At 28.5% G+C, this 18,332-nt stretch carries 19 protein-coding genes and 1 tRNA gene; all 20 read right to left on the reverse strand.

Annotated features, from left to right (window positions below):
• Positions 1–208: 208 nt before the first annotated feature.
• A tRNA-Lys gene (locus HMPREF3181_RS03255) sits at positions 209–284 on the reverse strand.
• A gap of 118 nt (positions 285–402) precedes the next feature.
• On the reverse strand, positions 403–774 hold the full coding sequence (locus HMPREF3181_RS03260; protein WP_068472928.1) for a RidA family protein: 372 nt from the start codon (positions 772–774) through the stop codon (positions 403–405).
• An 18-nt stretch (positions 775–792) separates the two neighbouring features.
• Positions 793–1,101, reverse strand: a complete 309-nt coding sequence (gene rsfS / locus HMPREF3181_RS03265) for a ribosome silencing factor (RefSeq protein WP_068472930.1) — start codon at positions 1,099–1,101, stop codon at positions 793–795.
• Positions 1,102–1,105: 4 nt separating this feature from the next.
• Entirely contained in the window at positions 1,106–2,248 is a 1,143-nt protein-coding gene (nadD, locus tag HMPREF3181_RS07955; protein WP_082713888.1) for a nicotinate (nicotinamide) nucleotide adenylyltransferase, read from the reverse strand.
• Positions 2,248–2,541: a ribosome assembly RNA-binding protein YhbY gene (gene yhbY, locus HMPREF3181_RS03275; protein ID WP_068472933.1), complete on the reverse strand. Its 294-nt coding sequence runs from the start codon at positions 2,539–2,541 to the stop codon at positions 2,248–2,250. The genes nadD and yhbY overlap by 1 nt, the downstream gene beginning before the upstream one ends.
• A gap of 10 nt (positions 2,542–2,551) precedes the next feature.
• Complete coding sequence (gene obgE / locus HMPREF3181_RS03280; protein WP_068472936.1) at positions 2,552–3,817, reverse strand: GTPase ObgE; 1,266 nt, start codon at positions 3,815–3,817, stop codon at positions 2,552–2,554.
• Positions 3,818–3,893: 76 nt separating this feature from the next.
• Positions 3,894–4,553 carry a ribulose-phosphate 3-epimerase gene (rpe, locus tag HMPREF3181_RS03285; RefSeq protein ID WP_068472939.1) on the reverse strand — a complete coding sequence of 220 codons (660 nt, stop codon included), beginning with the start codon at positions 4,551–4,553 and terminating at the stop codon, positions 3,894–3,896.
• Complete coding sequence (gene rsgA, locus HMPREF3181_RS03290) at positions 4,554–5,429, reverse strand: ribosome small subunit-dependent GTPase A (RefSeq protein WP_068472942.1); 876 nt, start codon at positions 5,427–5,429, stop codon at positions 4,554–4,556.
• 1 nt (position 5,430) lies between these two features.
• Complete coding sequence (gene pknB, locus HMPREF3181_RS03295; protein ID WP_068472945.1) at positions 5,431–7,377, reverse strand: Stk1 family PASTA domain-containing Ser/Thr kinase; 1,947 nt, start codon at positions 7,375–7,377, stop codon at positions 5,431–5,433.
• A complete protein-coding gene (locus tag HMPREF3181_RS03300; protein WP_068472948.1) occupies positions 7,371–8,123 on the reverse strand; it encodes a PP2C family protein-serine/threonine phosphatase in 753 nt (250 codons plus the stop codon). Before HMPREF3181_RS03300 ends, pknB begins: the two co-directional genes overlap by 7 nt.
• Positions 8,124–8,225: 102 nt before the next feature.
• Complete coding sequence (locus HMPREF3181_RS03305) at positions 8,226–9,422, reverse strand: S41 family peptidase (protein ID WP_231723260.1); 1,197 nt, start codon at positions 9,420–9,422, stop codon at positions 8,226–8,228.
• A gap of 12 nt (positions 9,423–9,434) precedes the next feature.
• Positions 9,435–10,631, reverse strand: coding sequence for a murein hydrolase activator EnvC family protein (locus HMPREF3181_RS03310; RefSeq protein WP_068472951.1), 1,197 nt, complete (start codon positions 10,629–10,631; stop codon positions 9,435–9,437).
• Positions 10,632–10,640: 9 nt separating this feature from the next.
• On the reverse strand, positions 10,641–11,537 hold the full coding sequence (gene ftsX, locus HMPREF3181_RS03315; protein ID WP_068472954.1) for a permease-like cell division protein FtsX: 897 nt from the start codon (positions 11,535–11,537) through the stop codon (positions 10,641–10,643).
• On the reverse strand, positions 11,524–12,213 hold the full coding sequence (gene ftsE / locus HMPREF3181_RS03320; RefSeq protein ID WP_068472957.1) for a cell division ATP-binding protein FtsE: 690 nt from the start codon (positions 12,211–12,213) through the stop codon (positions 11,524–11,526). The genes ftsX and ftsE overlap by 14 nt, the downstream gene beginning before the upstream one ends.
• A gap of 138 nt (positions 12,214–12,351) precedes the next feature.
• Positions 12,352–14,016 carry a phosphoenolpyruvate--protein phosphotransferase gene (gene ptsP / locus HMPREF3181_RS03325; protein ID WP_068472960.1) on the reverse strand — a complete coding sequence of 555 codons (1,665 nt, stop codon included), beginning with the start codon at positions 14,014–14,016 and terminating at the stop codon, positions 12,352–12,354.
• Between the two features lie 50 nt (positions 14,017–14,066).
• Complete coding sequence (locus HMPREF3181_RS03330) at positions 14,067–14,327, reverse strand: HPr family phosphocarrier protein (protein ID WP_068472963.1); 261 nt, start codon at positions 14,325–14,327, stop codon at positions 14,067–14,069.
• Between the two features lie 254 nt (positions 14,328–14,581).
• Positions 14,582–15,049: an OsmC family protein gene (locus HMPREF3181_RS03335; RefSeq protein ID WP_068472965.1), complete on the reverse strand. Its 468-nt coding sequence runs from the start codon at positions 15,047–15,049 to the stop codon at positions 14,582–14,584.
• The gene (locus tag HMPREF3181_RS03340) at positions 15,042–16,223 is read right to left on the reverse strand and encodes a cobalamin-independent methionine synthase II family protein (protein WP_068472968.1); all 1,182 of its coding nucleotides are present in this window, start codon (positions 16,221–16,223) and stop codon (positions 15,042–15,044) included. The genes HMPREF3181_RS03335 and HMPREF3181_RS03340 overlap by 8 nt, the downstream gene beginning before the upstream one ends.
• 7 nt (positions 16,224–16,230) lie before the next feature.
• Positions 16,231–17,052, reverse strand: coding sequence for a phosphate/phosphite/phosphonate ABC transporter substrate-binding protein (locus HMPREF3181_RS03345; protein WP_068472971.1), 822 nt, complete (start codon positions 17,050–17,052; stop codon positions 16,231–16,233).
• 72 nt (positions 17,053–17,124) lie between these two features.
• Positions 17,125–18,252, reverse strand: coding sequence for an acyl-CoA dehydrogenase family protein (locus HMPREF3181_RS03350; protein WP_068472974.1), 1,128 nt, complete (start codon positions 18,250–18,252; stop codon positions 17,125–17,127).
• Positions 18,253–18,332 lie beyond the last annotated feature (80 nt).

Here is an 18,332-nt window from a genome sequence, read left to right on the forward strand (position 1 = left end):
TTTAAATAAAACTAAAAAATTATCAGAATAATATTAATCATATTAAAGATATAATACAATCTGTATAATTAAATTAACTAAAAAACAAGAATGAAAGTCTCTTTTGATAATAATATTATATCACAAAATTCTTCACATCAGGTCAATATCATAAAAATTTATTATTTCACAACAATAAAAAACAGCTATATAAAACAGCTGTCAATCTTGGTGCACCTTCAGGGGTTCGAACCCTGGACACCCTGATTAAGAGTCAGGTGCTCTGCCAACTGAGCTAAAGGTGCAAATCTAATACTCAAATAGTATAAATCATTTATTTAATTTTGTCAAGCTTTTTTTGAAAATTTTTATATTTTACATAAAAAAATACTGATGCTTTCACATCAGTATTAAAAATATTTTTTAAACAGCTGCTATTGCTTCAATTTCGATTAAAGCATCTTTTGGTAATTTTGCAACTTGAACTAAAGCTCTAGCTGGTTTGTGGTCACCAAAAAATTCTGCATAAACTCCATTGATTGCTTCAAAGTCATTCATATCTTTTACAAATACATTAACTTTTGCAATGCTTTCTAAGCATCCACCACCTGCTTTAATTATTTCTAAAACATTTGTTAAACTAGCAAGTGTAGCTGCTTTTATTTCAGTTTGTAATTCTCCATTAGTGATTGGTAATTGTCCAGAAACAAATATTAAATTACCAACTTTTCCAGCTTGTGAATAAGGTCCAATAGCTGCTGGAGCCTTTTCAGTTTTTAAAAATTCTACGCTCATTTCTTTCCCTCCTAAAATCTATGCCCACAATCTTTCAAGATTGTAATAGCTTCTATAATCTTTTGTCATAATATGAACTATAACTTCTCCACAGTCCAACAAAATCCAATTTCCGTCTTTATATCCTTCTGTACCGAAACAGTCCATATCATTCTTTTTTAATTGGAATTCAACTTCATCACAAATAGCTTGATTGTGATTAATTACACTTCCGGTCGCAATAACAAAATATTCAGCAATAGATGATTTTTCTTTCAAGTCTATCGTTATAACATCTTCTGCAATTTTATCATCTAATGCTTTTAATATAATATCAAGTTTTTCCATAAAACTACTCCTTATTTATTAAATAATCTCTTGCCTTAACAGATAGATGATGAACTTGTTGTGATTTTTTTTCTAAATATTCAAAACTATCATTTAAAAATTTTACAATAGCTCTATCTATATCAAAATCAGCAAGTCTTCTAAGCTCATCAACTGTATCATACTTCCTACCAGGCTCAATTTTATCAGATATAAATAAAATCTTTTCAAGCAAAGTCATATTTTCTTTTGCTGTTGTATGATAACGAACAGCTGAAATTATTTCTTCATCAAAAATTCCATATAAATCTTTACAAACAACTGCACCTATCGGAGCATGTTTAAGATTTTCATTATCTTTTTCTTCAGTATCAAATATTATATCAGAATTTAATTTTTTATTCAACATATAAAATTCTTCCAAATTTTTGGCACAATCATGAACAAGTCCGGATAAATACGCTCTATTCTCATCAACTTTATAAATTTTAGCAAGTCTTTTGCAATAATCTGCAACTCTTAATGAATGTTCATATCTATTTTTTGAAAGTTTTTCTTTTAAATCTTTTTTTATCTTATTAATATCAAAATAATTCAAATCTTCATATATATATTTATAGACTTTTTTAGGGATTAAATATTTTATAGATTTTTTTCCATTCATTCTATTTCTAATATCTGTTGAAGAAATTGAAATTACAGAATTTTTCACGATATTAATATCATATTTTTCTATTAAATATTTATTTTTATCTAAAATAAAATCTAAATTATATTTTCTCAAAAAAACTATAACTGAAGTTATTTCTAAAAATTTCTCATATTCATACCAAGAACTAATATTTAAAAATTCATCATCACCCATAATAAAATAAAATTTATCTTTACCATTACAAAAATTTTCTTTCATTGTATTGTATGAATAATGCGTTTTTAAAAAATCTTCTTCAACAAGAGAAATCTCAAATTTTTCATTATCCTCTATTGCCAGTTTTAACATTTTAACTCTATTTTCAAAAGAAAACTTTTCTACATTTTTATGTGGCGGTTTAGAATTGGGAAGAAAAATAATTTTATCAAGTCCCATTTCAATTAAACAATCCTCAGCAATTTGCAAATGTCCATTATGAACGGGAGAAAAACTCCCACCAAAAATTCCTATTTTCATTATGGTAACTCTATTCTGTTCTCATCTTTTCTTTTTCTTCTATAAATAACAAATTTATTTCCAATATGTTGAACAAATTCTGCTCTAGTTTTTTGTAAAACCAATTCAACAAGTTGTTTATTATCATCTAAATTGTTATTTAAAATTTTTATTTTTATAAGTTCTCTTTTTTCTAAAGCTAAATCTAATTGTCTTATAGTTTCATCGTTAACTCCATATTTACCTATATTCATAACAGGCTCCATAGAGTGCGACAAAGATTTTAAAAATGCTCTTTGTTTTGGATTTATCATATACTCTCCTTTATTCAAAGAATTCAAATTCCATTTCACCGATTACAATGGATTGTCCTTCTTTTACACCTTTTTGTTTTAATTCTTCAATTATTCCCTTATCAGCCAAAACTTTTTGGAAATATTTTAATGAATCATAATCTTCAAAATTTGTTATATAAACTAAATAATCGATAAGTGGTCCTTCAATGTAGAAAGTTCCATCTTCACTATAAATTTCATAAGCCTCTTTTTCAGGGTCTTCTACATATTCATATTCTTCATCAAAAGTTTCATAATCTATTTCAATTTTTGATAATTCATCAAATATTTTATATTTTAATTCCTTTACACCCATTTGTGTAACTGCTGAAAGTTCTAATATTGTTCTATCTTTAAAATATTCTCTAACTCTTTCTAAATTTTCATTAGAAGTTAGCAAGTCCATTTTATTAGCAACAATTATTTCTTTTTTATTTTTTATATTTTCATTATAAAGTTCTAATTCTTTATAAATTGTATTGTAGTCTTCGATTGGGTCCCTTCCTTCAATTCCGGAAACGTCCAAAACGTGAACCAAAAGTCTAGTTCTTTCAACGTGTTTTAAAAATTCAAAACCAAGCCCTACTCCGTCACTTGCTCCTTCAATAAGCCCCGGAATATCTGCAATCACAAATGATTTATTTTCTTCAACTCTACAAACTCCTAAATTAGGTTCTAAAGTTGTGAAATGATAATTTGCAATCTTTGGCTTTGCATCACTTAATACAGAAAGCAAAGAAGATTTTCCAACATTTGGAAGTCCAACAAGGCCGACATCTGCAATTAATTTTAATTCTAACTTAATTGTTCTTTCTTCACCTTTTTTACCAGGTTGTGCAAATCTTGGAGCTTGTCTTGTACTTGTTGCAAATCTTGCATTTCCTTTACCTCCACGACCACCTTTTGCAACGATGAATTCATCATCTTTAACTTTGAAATCGTGAATTACTCTATTAGTTTCAAAGTCTTTAATCAATGTTCCAACAGGAACTTTAACTATTAAGTCTTCACCTTTTTTACCGTATTGTCTTTTTGTTCTTCCGTTTTCTCCATTCTGTGCGAAATAATGTTTCTTATATCTAAAGTCCATAAGAGTTCTAACTCCTTCATCAGATATAAAAATTACACTACCACCGTCACCACCGTCACCACCATAAGGACCTCCGTCCGGTTCGTATTTTTCTCTTCTAAAAGATACACAACCGTCGCCACCTTTTCCGGCTTTTAATTCTATTTTTGCAATATCTATAAACATATTTACCTCTTTTTCTTTTTTCAACTATAAAAAAGATTGAGAGTTCAATCTTTTTTGTATGATAACTCACAAAAAATTATTTTTTATAATTTTCAAAAATCTCTTTGTAAGCCTTAATTCTATTTTCTTTGTCAACAAAAACATCAGAGCCTGAAACTATTAAATCTGCTCCTGCATCTATTACATCTTTAACATTTGTAGTTTTAACTCCACCGTCAACTTCTATTATTACATTCAAATTTCTCTCATCTATTTTTTTTCTTAAATTTTTTATCTTATCAATAGCTGACGGAATAAAACTTTGTCCACCAAAACCTGGATTTACACTCATAATCAAAACTAAATCCAAATCTTCCAAAACATAATCCAAAACATCAATATTTGTTGCAGGATTCAATGAAACTCCTGCCTTCATTCCCAATGATTTTATATATGATATAGTTCTATGAAGATGCTTACAAGCCTCATAATGAACAGTTAGTATATCAGCTCCGGAATCTTTAAAATTTTGAACATATCTATCCGGCTCTTCAATCATCAAATGAACATCAAAAACCATATTTGTTAAAGGTCTTAACTGTTTGATTATCATTGGTCCAAAAGAAATATTTGGAACAAACATACCGTCCATTACATCTAAATGTAAATATTTAACTCCGTTTTTATCAAGCACCTCCAAATCTGATTTTAAATTCGTAAAATCAGCTGACAACAATGATGGTGATAATTCTAACATTTAATACCTCCTATTTTTCAAATACTCATTTAAGTAGAATAGATAACTGTTATATCTACTCTTACTTATATTTCCATTTTCAAGTTCATTTTTCACATAACAACTTGGCTCATTTATATGTTTACAATCTGAAAATTTACATTCTAAATTGTACTTAAATTCTATAAAAGCATCTCTAATTTGGCTTTCATTTTCTATAAATTTAGTAATGTCCAAAGAAGTAAAACCTGCCGTATCTATTATAAAAGAATTTTCAAAAATCTCATATAAAGTTGCAGACCTTGTAGTATGCTTTCCTCTTTTTGTCTTATTACTAATTTCTCCAACCCAAATATTATAATTTGGATTCAAATAGTTCAAAATTGTACTTTTCCCCACTCCGGAAGGACCTGTAATAACAGAAATTTTGTCCCCACATAGTTCTTTAAATAATTTTTTATTATCTAAATTCACACTATTAAATATAATTTTATATCCCAGCTTTTCATAAATGATTTTAAACTCTCTTTCAAGTTCTTCGCCAATCAAATCGCATTTGTTCAAACACAAAATTATCGGAACATTCATTATTTCATAATACATTATATATCTATCTATAATCTTATATGAAATTTCAGGATTTTTTAGTGAAAAAACCACAATGGCTTGGTCAACATTTACAACTGGAGGTCTTAAAATTTCATTTTTTCTTTCAAACACCTCTACAATATATGCAGTATTATCTTCAAAAATTTCAATCTTAACATTATCTCCAACCATCGGAGAAAATTTTTGTTTTCTAAAAACACCTCTAGCCTTAGACATATAGTTTCCATTTTCAGTTTTTACATAATATAAATCTTTTGAAATATCAAATATTATTCCATTTTCAAACATATTAATTCTCATTTGATAGTACAAGCTTATCATTTACATAAATGTGGAATTTTTCTTCAAACCTAGCTTTAATATTTATAGTAAGTTTTCCACCACTTGTAACCATTGTTTTTTCATATAATCTTGTTTCATTAGGTCCCATATCTCTAGTAACTAATAAAACATAATTTTTCTTAGGTTCATCAATAGTATATTTTTTTATAACAAATCCCGGATCATTAGAAGAAGTAATATCTAAAGTGTTTTCTTTAGCAGATTTTCCTGAGCTAACTGTTATATCAACCTTAGTTTCAGCATCAACCTTAGTCCCTTTTCCATAAGATTGCCATATTACAGTTCCAGCTTTTTGCTCAGATTCTTTCTTTTCAGTTTTTCCTACTAAAAGTCCGATATCATATAACATTTTAACTGCCTCTGCCTCAGTTTTACCGACTAAATCAGGAACTTCAACTTTCTTATCTTCTTTTCCTCTACTAACGACAATATCTATCTTAGTATCTTTTTCAACTTCTTCACCATAATTTATACTTTGACTAATTACCTTATTTTCTTCAACTTTATCGTCATATTTTCTTTCAACATTGCCTAAAGTTAAATTACTCTTCTTTAACAATCCTTCAACTTTATCATACTCAACATTAGAAAGATTTGGAACTATTGTTTTATTTTTTCCAACGCTAACTGTAAGTTCAACATTTGTTCCCTCTTTTGCCTCTGCATTTGGACTTGGAGATTGACTAACAACTTTACCCGCTTCAACAGAATCATCGCTAACAGTTTTTACAATAAGTCCATTAAGTTTTTTATCTTTTAAAACCTTTATAGCCTCATTTTTTTCTAAACCTACAACCGGTGGCACTTTTACAGTATTTCCGGCTTTATTTGAAACAGCTAGTCTATAAATAAAGAAAACAGAAACAACTATAAGTAGTGCTAAAATAACATAGGTTATACTGTGATCAAAAATTCCTTTTTTCTTATCAAGTATTTCCCTATTTTTATTAGTATTTCTAACCGGTGGTTTACTGGAAACAAAGTCTTTTTGCTTATTAGTTTTGTAAACAGATTCCTTATACAATGCTCTATCACTATTGTCGTTAAATGTAACCTTTTGATTTTTTTCAATTTTTCTATCTTCCAAAGCTTTTATCAAACTTTCAGCACTATCAAATCTATCATTTGGATTTTTTTCCATACATTTAACAATTATAGAATTTATCCAAGGCTCTAAATTTGGAACAAGTCTAATCGGCTCAACTAACGGCTCATTTATATGTTGCATAGCTATTCCAACTGCATTATCTGTATCAAAAGGCACTCTACCTGTTACCATTTCATACATTACAACCCCTAAAGAATAAAGGTCTGATTTCTCATCAATAAATTTTCCCTTTGCTTGTTCAGGAGAAATATAATGAACAGTTCCAAGAACTGAAGAAGTATAAGTTATTGTTGAACTTGTGGCAATTCTTGCAATACCAAAGTCTGTAACCTTAACATTCAAATTTTCATCTATAATAATATTATGTGGTTTTATATCCCTGTGTATTATATGATGCTTATGTGCACAATCAAGAGCATTTGCTATTTGTTTAGATACAGCAACAACTGCATTTGAATTTAATCTTCCTTTTTCTTTTATTAACTGATTTAAAGTTTTACCATTTATATATTCCATAACAATATAGTTATATGTCTTATCATTCTCGATATGTTGTCCAACATCGTAAATTTTAACTATATTTTGATTATTTAAATTCGCAACAGATTGTGCCTCTATAACAAATTTTTTAATAAATTCCTTATCTTCAAGATATTGTTCTTTTAAAACTTTAATCGCAACAATTCTCTTTAAATAAATATCTTTTGCTTTATATACAATGGCCATTCCACCAATGCCAACTTTTTCCAGTATCTCATATCTACCATTTAAAACCGAACCTAACATAAAATCACCTCATCATTTTTAAAAATTCCAACAGTAACATTATCTCTTGCTAAACCATTTTTAACAGCAGATATAATATTATCAACCATTTCTTTTGCACTATATTTCAAGTCTAACATTTCTGAAATCTCATCATCACTCATTTCATTTGTAAGTCCATCAGAACATACAAGCAAAATATCATTATTTTTTATCTTCATACTATCAACATCGACTTCTATATATTTTTCTGTTCCTATTGCTCTTAAAAGAGAATTTTTGTCACTATAATTCTCTACTTCTTCTTCTGTCAACGCTCCACTGGAATATAAATATTGAACTAAAGAATGGTCTTTAGTCAACATTTTAAAATTATCATCTTTAATATATATTCTACTATCTCCAACATGAGCAAAATATAAAGTATCTCCGTCTATCAAAAGAGTTTCCAAAGTTGTCCCCATCGTCTTTCGAGAAATTGGTTCACCTTCTGAAATTTCTTCTAAATTCATTTGATAAATAATTTTATTTGCCTCACAAAAAGCATCAACTAACAAATGTGAATAGTTTGAATACAATTTATAATTATCTTTTATATAATTCATAACTACATTAACTGCACAATTAGACGCAACTTCTCCTCTTTCGTGTCCTCCTATACCATCAGCTAAAATTAATATATTCAATTTTTCAAAACTTTCAAAAAGAAAACTGTCTTCATTATTTTTTCTAACATTTCCTTTATCTGAATTCATATAAAAAGACATAAAACGCCTCCTAAAAAAAAACCATTATAAAAATTTAAAATTTTCATAATGGTATTATATCATTTTTTTTTCAATTTAACAACTAACAATAATTTGCAAAGTTTATTTTAATAAATCCAACGCTTTTTGTAATTGTTTATCTTCATTCAAATGTTCTATTCCAATTTTAGAATTATTTTTTTGTTCAATCTTATAATCAGGTTCCAATCCTACTTTATGAATTTTTGTTCCGTTAGGTCCAAAATATTCAGCAACAGTCATTTTTATTCCTTCAGTCTTTCCACCATTATTTATAGGGAAGATTGATTGAATAATTCCTTTACCAAAAGATTTTTCTCCAACTAATGTAGCTTTCTTATTATCATGAAGTGCAACACTTAACACTTCAGACGCAGAAGCTGATCCCTTATTAATCAAAACTACTATAGGAATATCAATTCCTTTTCCACTAGCCTTTTCAAAAGTTTCTTTTCCTTTACTATCTACAATTTTCATAATTGTAGATTCCGGTAAAAGTTTATCAGCTACTTGTTTAACCGCTGTTAACAATCCTCCGGGATTATTTCTAAGGTCGATGATTAAAGATTTTGCTCCTTTGCTTAGACCTTCATCTATAGCTTTTTCAAAATCCACTCCTGTTTTTTCAGCAAAATTAGTAATTTGAACATATAATATTCCATTATCTAAAAGTTTTGAAATTACAGATTCAGTAGTTATTTCTTCTCTTTTTATAGTAAAATCAATAATCTTTTCTTCAGAATCTACAATTCTCTTAATTGTGACCTTAACCTCTGAACCAATTTCTTCATTTCCTCTCATAAGTTTAACAGCTGATTCCAAATCATTTTTATTTAGTGCTTCGTCATTAATCTTTACAATAACATCTTCCGACTGAATACCTGCCTTTTGACTCGGACCTCCTTTTATAGGAGCAACAACAACTACTTCTCCTTTATCATTAACACTTACCTGAACACCTATCCCAATAAATTTTCCGGTACTGGTCTTTTTAAGTTCCTTCATATCCTTTTCAGTCATATATTGAGTATAAGGATCTCCTAAAGAAGAAAATATTGCTTTCTTTATTTCAGTATTCATCTTATCATAATCAATATCAAAATAATATTTTTCTTTTATTGCATCTACAAAAGGTTGGAAACTTCCATAATCTAAAGCTCCCCCACTCGAACTGTTTTGAATTGATAATGTTGATGAATTCTTTCCAGCTTTATATGATATAAATGAACACACAAATATCAATAAAACTAAAAAAGATACCAATTTTTTATTTTTTATCATAAATTATTTCTCCTAGTGATTCAAATATTTAAGAGGATCAACCGGATAACCATTGTATCTTACTTCAAAATGCAAATGTGGTCCTGTTGAATTTCCTGTTGAACCTACCAAAGAAATAACTTGTCCTTTACTTACTCTTTGTCCTGCTGAAGCTATTAAGCTAGAGTTATGTCCATATACAATAACAATATTATTTGTATATTGAATCATAACAGCATTACCATAACTTCCATTCCAACCTGAAGAAATTACTACACCGTCAGTTGCTGAATATACAGGTGTTCCTGTTGGAGCCGGAATATCAATTCCTCTATGTCTTTCTCCACCACTACCAATAGGTGCATTTCTCCATCCAAATGGACTTGAGATTGAATAATATCCACTTAATGGCCACATCATTTCTCCGTTTGAAGGACGTGCTTTTATTTCTCCACTATCTATACCTTGTTGAATTTTCTTTTCATTCATTCCTCTTAAAATATCAGCTTTTACTTTTTCCTCAAAACTTATATTTGCATCTAAATTCTTAACTTTATTTTGTAATTTATCAACTTCTGATTTTGTAAACTCTATACTTTCTTCCAACTTTGCAATACGTTGTTTATTTTTTGCAACTTCTTCAGTATATGTTTGATATTTTATTTCCATTTCTTTCTTTTTAGCCACTTTTTCTTCTTTTCTAGCCTCAAGATTTTCTTTTTCTTTAACCAAAGTTGCCTTATCATTTTTTAAACTTGTAATTAATTTTTTATCATAATCAGCGATTGATTGCATCATAAAATATCTTGAAATAAAATCTCTTATATCAGACGCAGAAAACAAAACCTCAATAGAGTTTAAATCTTTATTTCCGTACATTACACGAACTCTTTTTTTGAAAAGGTCCTCATTCTTTTTAATTCTTCCCTCTAAAACTTGAATCTTTTCTTTTGAGGCTTGAATTTCATCGGATAATTTATTTATCGCATCTTCCAAATCTGTAAGATCTTTATCTAACTGATCAATAAGTTTTTGCTTTTCAACAATTTCTTTAAAAGCTGAATCTTTTTCAGTAGTCATATCTTCAATTGATTTTTTCTTATTTTCTAAATTTTGTTCTTGATTTTGTTTTTCTTTCTTTAAATCTTCAACTTTGTCAGCATAAGAAACTGCTCCAGAACCTAACATTGAAAACAAAAGTAATAACGCTAAAAATCTTTTCTTTTTCATATCAATCACCTATACTTTCATATACTTTCTACTTGAGAATATTGATGCTAAAACTCCAATACCTATACCTATTCCAAAATATGCAACGGCTACATAATATCCAAATGTATTTAAAGGTAGAAGATAGTTATAAAATATATTTCCGATTCCCCAAGTAAGACTTTCATAAACATATTTATAAGCAAAGAATATCATAGAAAAAGATACTCCGGCACCAAGCAAACCCAGTACCATTCCCTCGACAACAAAAGGTCCCGTTATACTCATATTTGTTGCTCCTATGTACTTCTTTATGCTTATCTCTTTTCTTCTTGCAATAACAGTAAGTTTTATTGTTATAGACATTATAAAGAAACTAACTAATAACAGTACGCCTACTAATGAAATCCCAACATATTTTACAATTTGAGACATCTTTGTTATCTTGTCAACTATATCCTTATAATAAACAACTTTTTCAACATCTTTTATATTAGAAATACTTGATGCAACAGTTGTTGAATTTTCTATACTTTCAACTTTTACTTCGTAACTTTCAGGAAGCGCAGATTCCATTCCATCTAATAGAAATGAATTTTCTTTCCATTGTTCTTTCATTTTAGAAAGTGCCTCTTCTTTTGAAACATATTTAACATCTTTTATATTTTCAATTTTTTGTAATTCTTTTTTTATCTCTCTAACTCTAGCAGGAGCAACTTCCGGTTCCAAAATAATATCAATTTGGTCAACCTTTGTTTTCATATCATTTACAATATTATTTGCAACAAAAACCCCAAAAGTAATTCCTCCAAGGATTAAAAGCATCGAACAAATAGAAACTATTGATGCAACACCCATAGATTTATTTCTCCAAATACCAACTAAGCCCTCTCCTATTGCAGAGAAAAATCTTCTAATTGAACTCATCAAAATAACCTCCATGCTCTTCATCGTTTACCATTTCTCCATGATTCATACTAATAACTCTCTTTTTAAGTTTATTAACTATATCCTTATCATGTGTAGAAACAATTACAGTAGTTCCACTTGCGTTTACATCTAACAGCGCCTTCATAATTTCTTCTGAAGTATTAGGATCCAAATTACCTGTAGGCTCATCAGCGATTAAATATTTTGGTTTATTTACAATGGCTCTTGCAATACAAATTCTTTGTTGTTCCCCACCTGATAATTGATTAGGGAATGCATTCGCTCTATCAGAAAGTCCAACTAATTCTAAAAGTTCAGTTACTCTTTCGTTAATTTCTTTCTTTGAAACACCTAGAATTTGTAATGGATACTTTATGTTATCGAAAACCGTCTTTCCCTCTAACAATCTAAAGTCTTGGAATACAACTCCCATTGTTCTTCTAAGTTGTGGAATTTTTCTATTTCTCAATTTAACTATATTTACATCATCAACAATTATTTGCCCTGAAGTAGGTTTAATTTCTCTTAAAAGCATTTTTATGATACTTGTTTTTCCTGCACCACTTGCTCCTATTAAAAACACAAACTCTCCGTCCTCTATTTTAAAACTAAGATTCTTCAAAGCACAAACATCATTTGTATATGTTTTATTTACTTCTATAAATTCTAACAAAATATCACCTCAAATTTATTTTAATTAATCATCGGTATTATTATAACACAAAAATTACAAAATGTAGTAAAAAAAGCAAAAAAAGTTACAAAAACATTACAAAAATATTTCAATAACTTAATATTTGCTAGGTTTGTTCTATTTGTTGTCAAAATAATATAGTACAGAACGTCCTGTTTTAAACTTATTTATATTTTCAAAGAAGTCTAAATAATTATTTTGGTCGAACAATTTTATTCTCTTCTTTATTTTTTGTAAAACATCATTAGTAACACTAAATTCATCAATTCCAAGTAAAATTAAAAGCTCAACAGCGTCCAATTCACTTGCAAAATTTCCACACATAGAAACTCTCTTTCCATTTCTATGTGCAATATCGACAACCCTATGAATAGAACGAATAACAGAAGGGTCATAACAATCATAAAGTAGTTGCATCTTGGAATTTTCTCTATCACAAGCAAGCATATATTGAACAAGGTCATTAGTTCCAATGCTTACAAAATCAACCTCTTTAACTAAAATATCAAAAAGAAAAACAGATGCCGGTGTTTCAATCATTATCCCAAATTCAATATCCTCATCAAAATCAACTCTTTCTTCTTTCAATTCATCTTTGATTTTTAATATTTCATTTTTTATCCACAAAATTTCTTCCAAAGTAGTTATCATAGGAATCATAATCTTTAAATTTCCAAAAGCTGATGCTCTTAAAATTGCTCTTAAATGTTTCCTAAGCTCCTTATGGAACTCTTTATAAATTCTAAAACCACGAAGTCCTAAAAACGGATTCTTTTCTTCATCTAATCTAAAAAATTTAGACTTTTTATCAGCACCAATATCAAAAGTTCTAATAATAATCGGTTTATCTGTACTTTCTGCAAGTTTTTTAAAAATTTCAAATTGATATTCTTCAGTCGGAGAATCGTCAGACATATACAAGAACTCTGTTCTAAACAATCCACAGCCGTCTGTTCCGTTTTTTAATGAAACTTCAAATTCTTCAAAACTTGAAATATTACTACAAACTCTAATATATCTATTATTTCTTGTTCTCACTATATTAGTATCTAAAAATTCTTTTTGTGATGATTTAAGTAAGTTTTTATAACAACTGATAGTATCTTCATTTGGACTTAAAAATATTTTTTCACTATCACAGTCTAAAATACAATCAAAATTCTCATCTTTTAATTCTTTCAAATCCAAAGAATCACAAATCATATAAGGAATTTGTAAATTTTTTGCATACAAAGACGCATGAGAAGTCTTTCCACCATTTGTAGATACAATTCCAAGCAATCTATTTTTATACTTATCAATTATTTTAGGAGATAAATTTTCTATAAATAAAATAAATTTATTTTCAGTAATTTCAACATCTTTTGCTGAAGTTAAAGTCCTAATAAACTCTTCTTGAATAGAAATATAATCATAAATCCTATCTCTCATATAGTCAGACTCAAGATTATTTAACTCAAAACAAATTTGATTAAAAGTTTCCTCAATCGCCTTTTCTAAAGACTTATTTTCTTCTAAAATTTTATTTTTTATCGTATTTTTCAAATACGGGTCGTCTATAAGTTCAATATGAACATTCAATAGACTCTCGAGTTTTTTGTCAACAGCCTTTACCCTTTCAGACTCCAAATAACTTGACAACAAACTTTCAAATCTCGCTATTTCTTTTTCTTTCTCACAATCAGAAATTTCATCACGAACAAATTTTCTCTCATAACAAACAGTTATCGCCTTGCCATAAGCTATTCCGTCAGAAACAGAAAATCCCTCATACAATTTCATAACGCACCACCAAAAAAAGCTCCTCAAAAAGAGAAGCTATATTTCAAAAATTAGTCAGCTAAATTTTCAATGAAATTAAAAACTTCTTCCAAAGTTTTTTCTTCATTTTCCCCATCAACTCTTAATGTAACTTCAGTACCCTTAGAAATACCTAAGCTCATAACATTAAAAATACTCTTAGCATCTGCAACCTTGTTATCTAAAATAATTTCAATGCTTTCATCGAACTTCTTAACAAATTGAACTAAAGATGCTGCAGGTCTTGCATGTAAACCTGTTTCATTTTTTATTGTAACGTTTTTCTCTACCATAATACGCCTCCTAAAAATTTTATATTTAAACTATACATATATTTTACCATTATTATAAAAACAATTCAATAGTTTTTAAAGAAATTTTAAAAAACGTTTTTCATAATTGTTAAATTAATTTAGTTTGTAATTTTTTACATAAAATATAAAAAAATCTATATTAATAAATTTTAATATTGTTAAAAACATCTATCAAAAAAGACTTCAAATAATTAATCTTTTTATTAAAAATTTGAAGTCTATTATTAATATTTTTATAAAATTGGAATAAATCTTATATTAATATCCATTACATCCTTGAGTGTATTATAAATAAAACAACTATTTAAAGATTTCTTACAAAAATCAACTAACTCATCATCTTCAAGATCTGAAAATAAATATACTATGATATCACAACTATCAATTTTAGCTTCCTCTGAATAGCCTTTAACAGCTAATATTGTCAGTGGATTTTTTAATTTTATTTTAATTTTTCCCTCAATATCCTCTAATTTTATATTAAGTTTTTTTGAAACAAAAATTAAATTGTGAATTATCCCCGAAATAATTGAGCTTGCAAAATAATTAAAAGAAGTTTTATTACTATCTTCTATATCAAAACTTATCTGAGAATTTACTTCAATAAAATCTTTTTCTGTAAAAACTTTTACAACATCGTTATAACTTACAATAGCCCTGTAAGAAGCATCATAATTATATGATTCATATAAACTACTCATACATTTCCCTTAAAGCATTTTTAGCTATTTGTAATTGTTCCAACTTCTTTTCAATTATTTCAAATGTATTTACAGGTCTATTTGAAAAAGTAGCAAAGCCACAATCCGGATTTAACCAAAGTTTTTCCTTGGGGATAAATTTCAATGCTTCTTTAGCTCTATCAATTATTGATTGTGCTGTTTCAATCACGTCTGTCCTAGGATTTATAACTCCAAGTGCAAGAATTGAATTTTCTTTAATTTTTTCACTTGATAATAAAGAATCAAGTTCTCCTGCACGAGGAGTCGAAAATTCAAGTGCCAAAATATTGGGAGATGTTTCTTCAAAAAGAGGAACAAGAGGAGTATATGGTCCTTCAAGCAAAATACTCTCATTCTTACTCCAGTTTCCTCTACAAACATGAAGTGAACTAAGTATAGGTTTATCTTTCATATAATCCATAACGCATTTTATCAAACTAGTTGCAAATATCAACTCTTCTGTAGGATCTTTTCTTTCAGAAAGAGCAGCACACATAAAAGATCGAGTTTTCCCTTCAGAAAAAACAACTTCTGTAAGTACAGGTTCATCAAATTGAATTATATCAACACCAGCTTCTATTAAGTTATCTATCTCTTGCTTTAAAATTTTTATTACATCTTTACCTAATTCTTCTTTACTATTGTAAAATTTTTTGCTAAGAGCCGGAAGCCACATAGATCTTGTCATAAGATACGGTCCAGGAAGAGTTGCTTTAACAGAACAAGTTGTAATTTTTTTCAAAAATTTTATCTCATCAGAAACTAAACTTTTATTATATTTTAAAACGCCATTACAAATAGCATTTTTTATACTAACAGATGGAACATCAAGTGTTTCCAAGATTTGTTCGAACGCCTGTTTATCGTCTATATATTCAAGCATATCGCCCATATTCATCATAACAACTCCATCTATCTTATCTGCTACAAAAGAAACATAATTATCTCTTGCCAATTCTCCATTAGTTATTATATCTATTGAATATTTTTCTTGAAGTTTAACCAATTTTTCAGTTTCAATTTTTATTAAATCCTCATATTCCTTTTTATAATCAACATCAAATTTTAATCTTCTCTTCAAAGCCATTACCTCTTTACTTCTTGGCAGACTTCCTATAAGAGAAGTTGTAAATGGTTTAAAAGTTTTTTTCATCTCATACCTACTTATAAAAAGTTTCTAAAAAATTAATATATTCATTTGCATTTTTTATTTGCTCAAATCCTGTTGTTCTACCAACAACCCATTTTTTTAAACCTTCCATATCCATCATTTCTTTATGTTCAGGATTGTTGTAATCCATTTTGTGTAAAATTTTCGCAAACATTTCAAATTTTTCAACTTCAAGACTAGGTCTTCCTGAAAAAATACAATGATCAAAAAAAGGAGTTTTATAAATTATATCAACTTGATTTTTGTCAATAGTTCCATCTAATATCCATGCATCATAATTCAAATCTAACATCCAAGTTGCATCAACTTCACCATTAATCATAGCTTTTGCAGAATCCAATTCTCCACCAACATGATCTCCATGAAGTCCAATTCCTATATCAAATCTTTTTTCAACATAATCTTTTTTAAATTCAAGACCATGTTGATGTAAATTATATATCGGTATAAGTCTGGCTTGAGGAGAATCAACAGCTCCAAAACCTATTATTTTTCCCTTTAAATCTTCCATAGATTTTATATTTGAAGACTTTTTTACAACCAAATATGTTGAACGATCATTATCTGTATCTCTCATAGAACCATTTAATGCTTTCCCATTAGTTCTTAAATTAGCATCCAACCAAGCGAGAGGAGAATTCCAAGCAACATCAATTTCTTCTTTAATAAGTCCGTCAACTTGTGATCTATAATCTTTATAATAAATAGGTTCAATTTCAAAACCTTCTCCTTTAAAGAAATCAGCGATTATTCCCCAAATAACGGTTACTCTAGGTGCATAAACTACTGCACCGACTTTTAATTTATTCATATATGTTTCTCCTATTTTTTAAATATTTAAGATAAATCTAAGCAAAAAGCTTATTTATTAAAAAATTAAAATTTAGATTAAAGGTAATCCTAAAAGAGCTCTTCCTAACCAAAGAATCAAAACATCAACACTTGGAGCCATAATTTGTCCTGCATAAGAATCCCTTAAAAGTCTTTCCATTATTCCCATTTTATTATAAGCTTTTCCTCCGCCAACTCTCATTCCTAATCTTGCAACTTCAATAGCAGCCTCTGACGCAAAAATTCTAGCTGATATAATTTTCACTATAGCATCACTTTCTCCGGCATCAGCAGCTCTGGCTGCTTCTTTTGTTCCTAAGATTGCAGCATTAGTTTGAGAATATATTCTTGAAATATGTGTTTGTACAGTTTCATATTCTGCAAGTTTAGAACCAAAAGTATGTTTCCTATTTGTTGCATGACTTAACGCTTCTGAAAGAACAGCTTCACAAACACCTGTATAAACTGAAGCTAAACCTGTAATAAAGAAAGGTGCAACAACTTCAAAAATATGAGTCATAGCATCTCCAATTTTACCTATTCTATATGATTTTGGCAAATGAGCATCTACAAATTCCATAGGACAAGAAACATTTCCTCTCATTCCTAAACCTTTCCATTCACTTTTCTTAAATTCAACACCTTCAGTTTCAATAGGAACAATCCAGTTGTCAATTCCTTCACCTGATTCTGAAGAAGAAAGTAATATATAATAAGAAGCCTGTCCAGCAGATGTAACCATACTCTTTGTTCCATTTAAAATTACTTCTTTATCATTAAACTCAGCTTTAATATCAGGTCGATAAAAATTTGTACCTGATCCAAACTCTGAGTAAGCAAATCCTAAAAACTTATTATTTTCAACAACATCTTTAACAATTTTGCTTTTTAGCTCATCGCTGGCATATTTCAAAACAATACTTAAACAAACATTATGCATCATATAACAAAGTCCGGCTGTTGCACTACTTTTAGCAAAAGCCCTACATGCTTCAGAATGCTCTGTCATTCCTTTTCCTAATCCCCCAAGTTCAGTAGGAATCATCAATTTAAAATATCCAGCTTTCCCCATTTCTCTAAAAGATTCAACAGGAAATTCCATCTTTTCATCAATCTCTTTTGCATAAGGCAAAATATGTTTTTCGGCAAATAATAATGCCTCTTCATAAAACTTACTCATACTAACCTCCAATTTTAAAATATAAATAATCTTTATAATCATTAAAGATTATTTAATCTTTACCCATTATAGCACAATAA

It is taken from the genome of Parvimonas sp. KA00067 (assembly GCF_001553085.1).
GTDB lineage: Bacteria > Bacillota > Clostridia > Tissierellales > Peptoniphilaceae > Parvimonas > Parvimonas parva.

Excerpts from the sequence above, each read along its gene's own strand:
- yhbY (WP_068472933.1), bottom strand. The coding sequence starts at position 2,541 with ATGATAAATCCAAAACAAAGAGCATTTTTAAAATCTTTGTCGCACTCT.
- pknB (WP_068472945.1), bottom strand. The coding sequence starts at position 7,377 with ATGTTAGGTTCGGTTTTAAATGGTAGATATGAGATACTGGAAAAAGTT.
- HMPREF3181_RS03300 (WP_068472948.1), bottom strand. The coding sequence starts at position 8,123 with ATGTCTTTTTATATGAATTCAGATAAAGGAAATGTTAGAAAAAATAAT.
- HMPREF3181_RS03340 (WP_068472968.1), bottom strand. The coding sequence starts at position 16,223 with ATGAAAAAAACTTTTAAACCATTTACAACTTCTCTTATAGGAAGTCTG.
- rsgA (WP_068472942.1), bottom strand. The coding sequence starts at position 5,429 with ATGTTTGAAAATGGAATAATATTTGATATTTCAAAAGATTTATATTAT.
- nadD (WP_082713888.1), bottom strand. The coding sequence starts at position 2,248 with ATGAAAATAGGAATTTTTGGTGGGAGTTTTTCTCCCGTTCATAATGGA.
- HMPREF3181_RS03335 (WP_068472965.1), bottom strand. The coding sequence starts at position 15,049 with ATGAGTAGTTTATATGAATCATATAATTATGATGCTTCTTACAGGGCT.
- HMPREF3181_RS03350 (WP_068472974.1), bottom strand. The coding sequence starts at position 18,252 with ATGAGTAAGTTTTATGAAGAGGCATTATTATTTGCCGAAAAACATATT.
- rsfS (WP_068472930.1), bottom strand. The coding sequence starts at position 1,101 with ATGGAAAAACTTGATATTATATTAAAAGCATTAGATGATAAAATTGCA.
- ftsX (WP_068472954.1), bottom strand. The coding sequence starts at position 11,537 with ATGAGTTCAATTAGAAGATTTTTCTCTGCAATAGGAGAGGGCTTAGTT.
- rpe (WP_068472939.1), bottom strand. The coding sequence starts at position 4,553 with ATGTTAGAATTATCACCATCATTGTTGTCAGCTGATTTTACGAATTTA.
- HMPREF3181_RS03260 (WP_068472928.1), bottom strand. The coding sequence starts at position 774 with ATGAGCGTAGAATTTTTAAAAACTGAAAAGGCTCCAGCAGCTATTGGA.
- obgE (WP_068472936.1), bottom strand. The coding sequence starts at position 3,817 with ATGTTTATAGATATTGCAAAAATAGAATTAAAAGCCGGAAAAGGTGGC.
- HMPREF3181_RS03305 (WP_231723260.1), bottom strand. The coding sequence starts at position 9,422 with ATGATAAAAAATAAAAAATTGGTATCTTTTTTAGTTTTATTGATATTT.
- ptsP (WP_068472960.1), bottom strand. The coding sequence starts at position 14,016 with ATGAAATTGTATGAGGGATTTTCTGTTTCTGACGGAATAGCTTATGGC.
- HMPREF3181_RS03330 (WP_068472963.1), bottom strand. The coding sequence starts at position 14,327 with ATGGTAGAGAAAAACGTTACAATAAAAAATGAAACAGGTTTACATGCA.
- HMPREF3181_RS03310 (WP_068472951.1), bottom strand. The coding sequence starts at position 10,631 with ATGAAAAAGAAAAGATTTTTAGCGTTATTACTTTTGTTTTCAATGTTA.
- HMPREF3181_RS03345 (WP_068472971.1), bottom strand. The coding sequence starts at position 17,052 with ATGAATAAATTAAAAGTCGGTGCAGTAGTTTATGCACCTAGAGTAACC.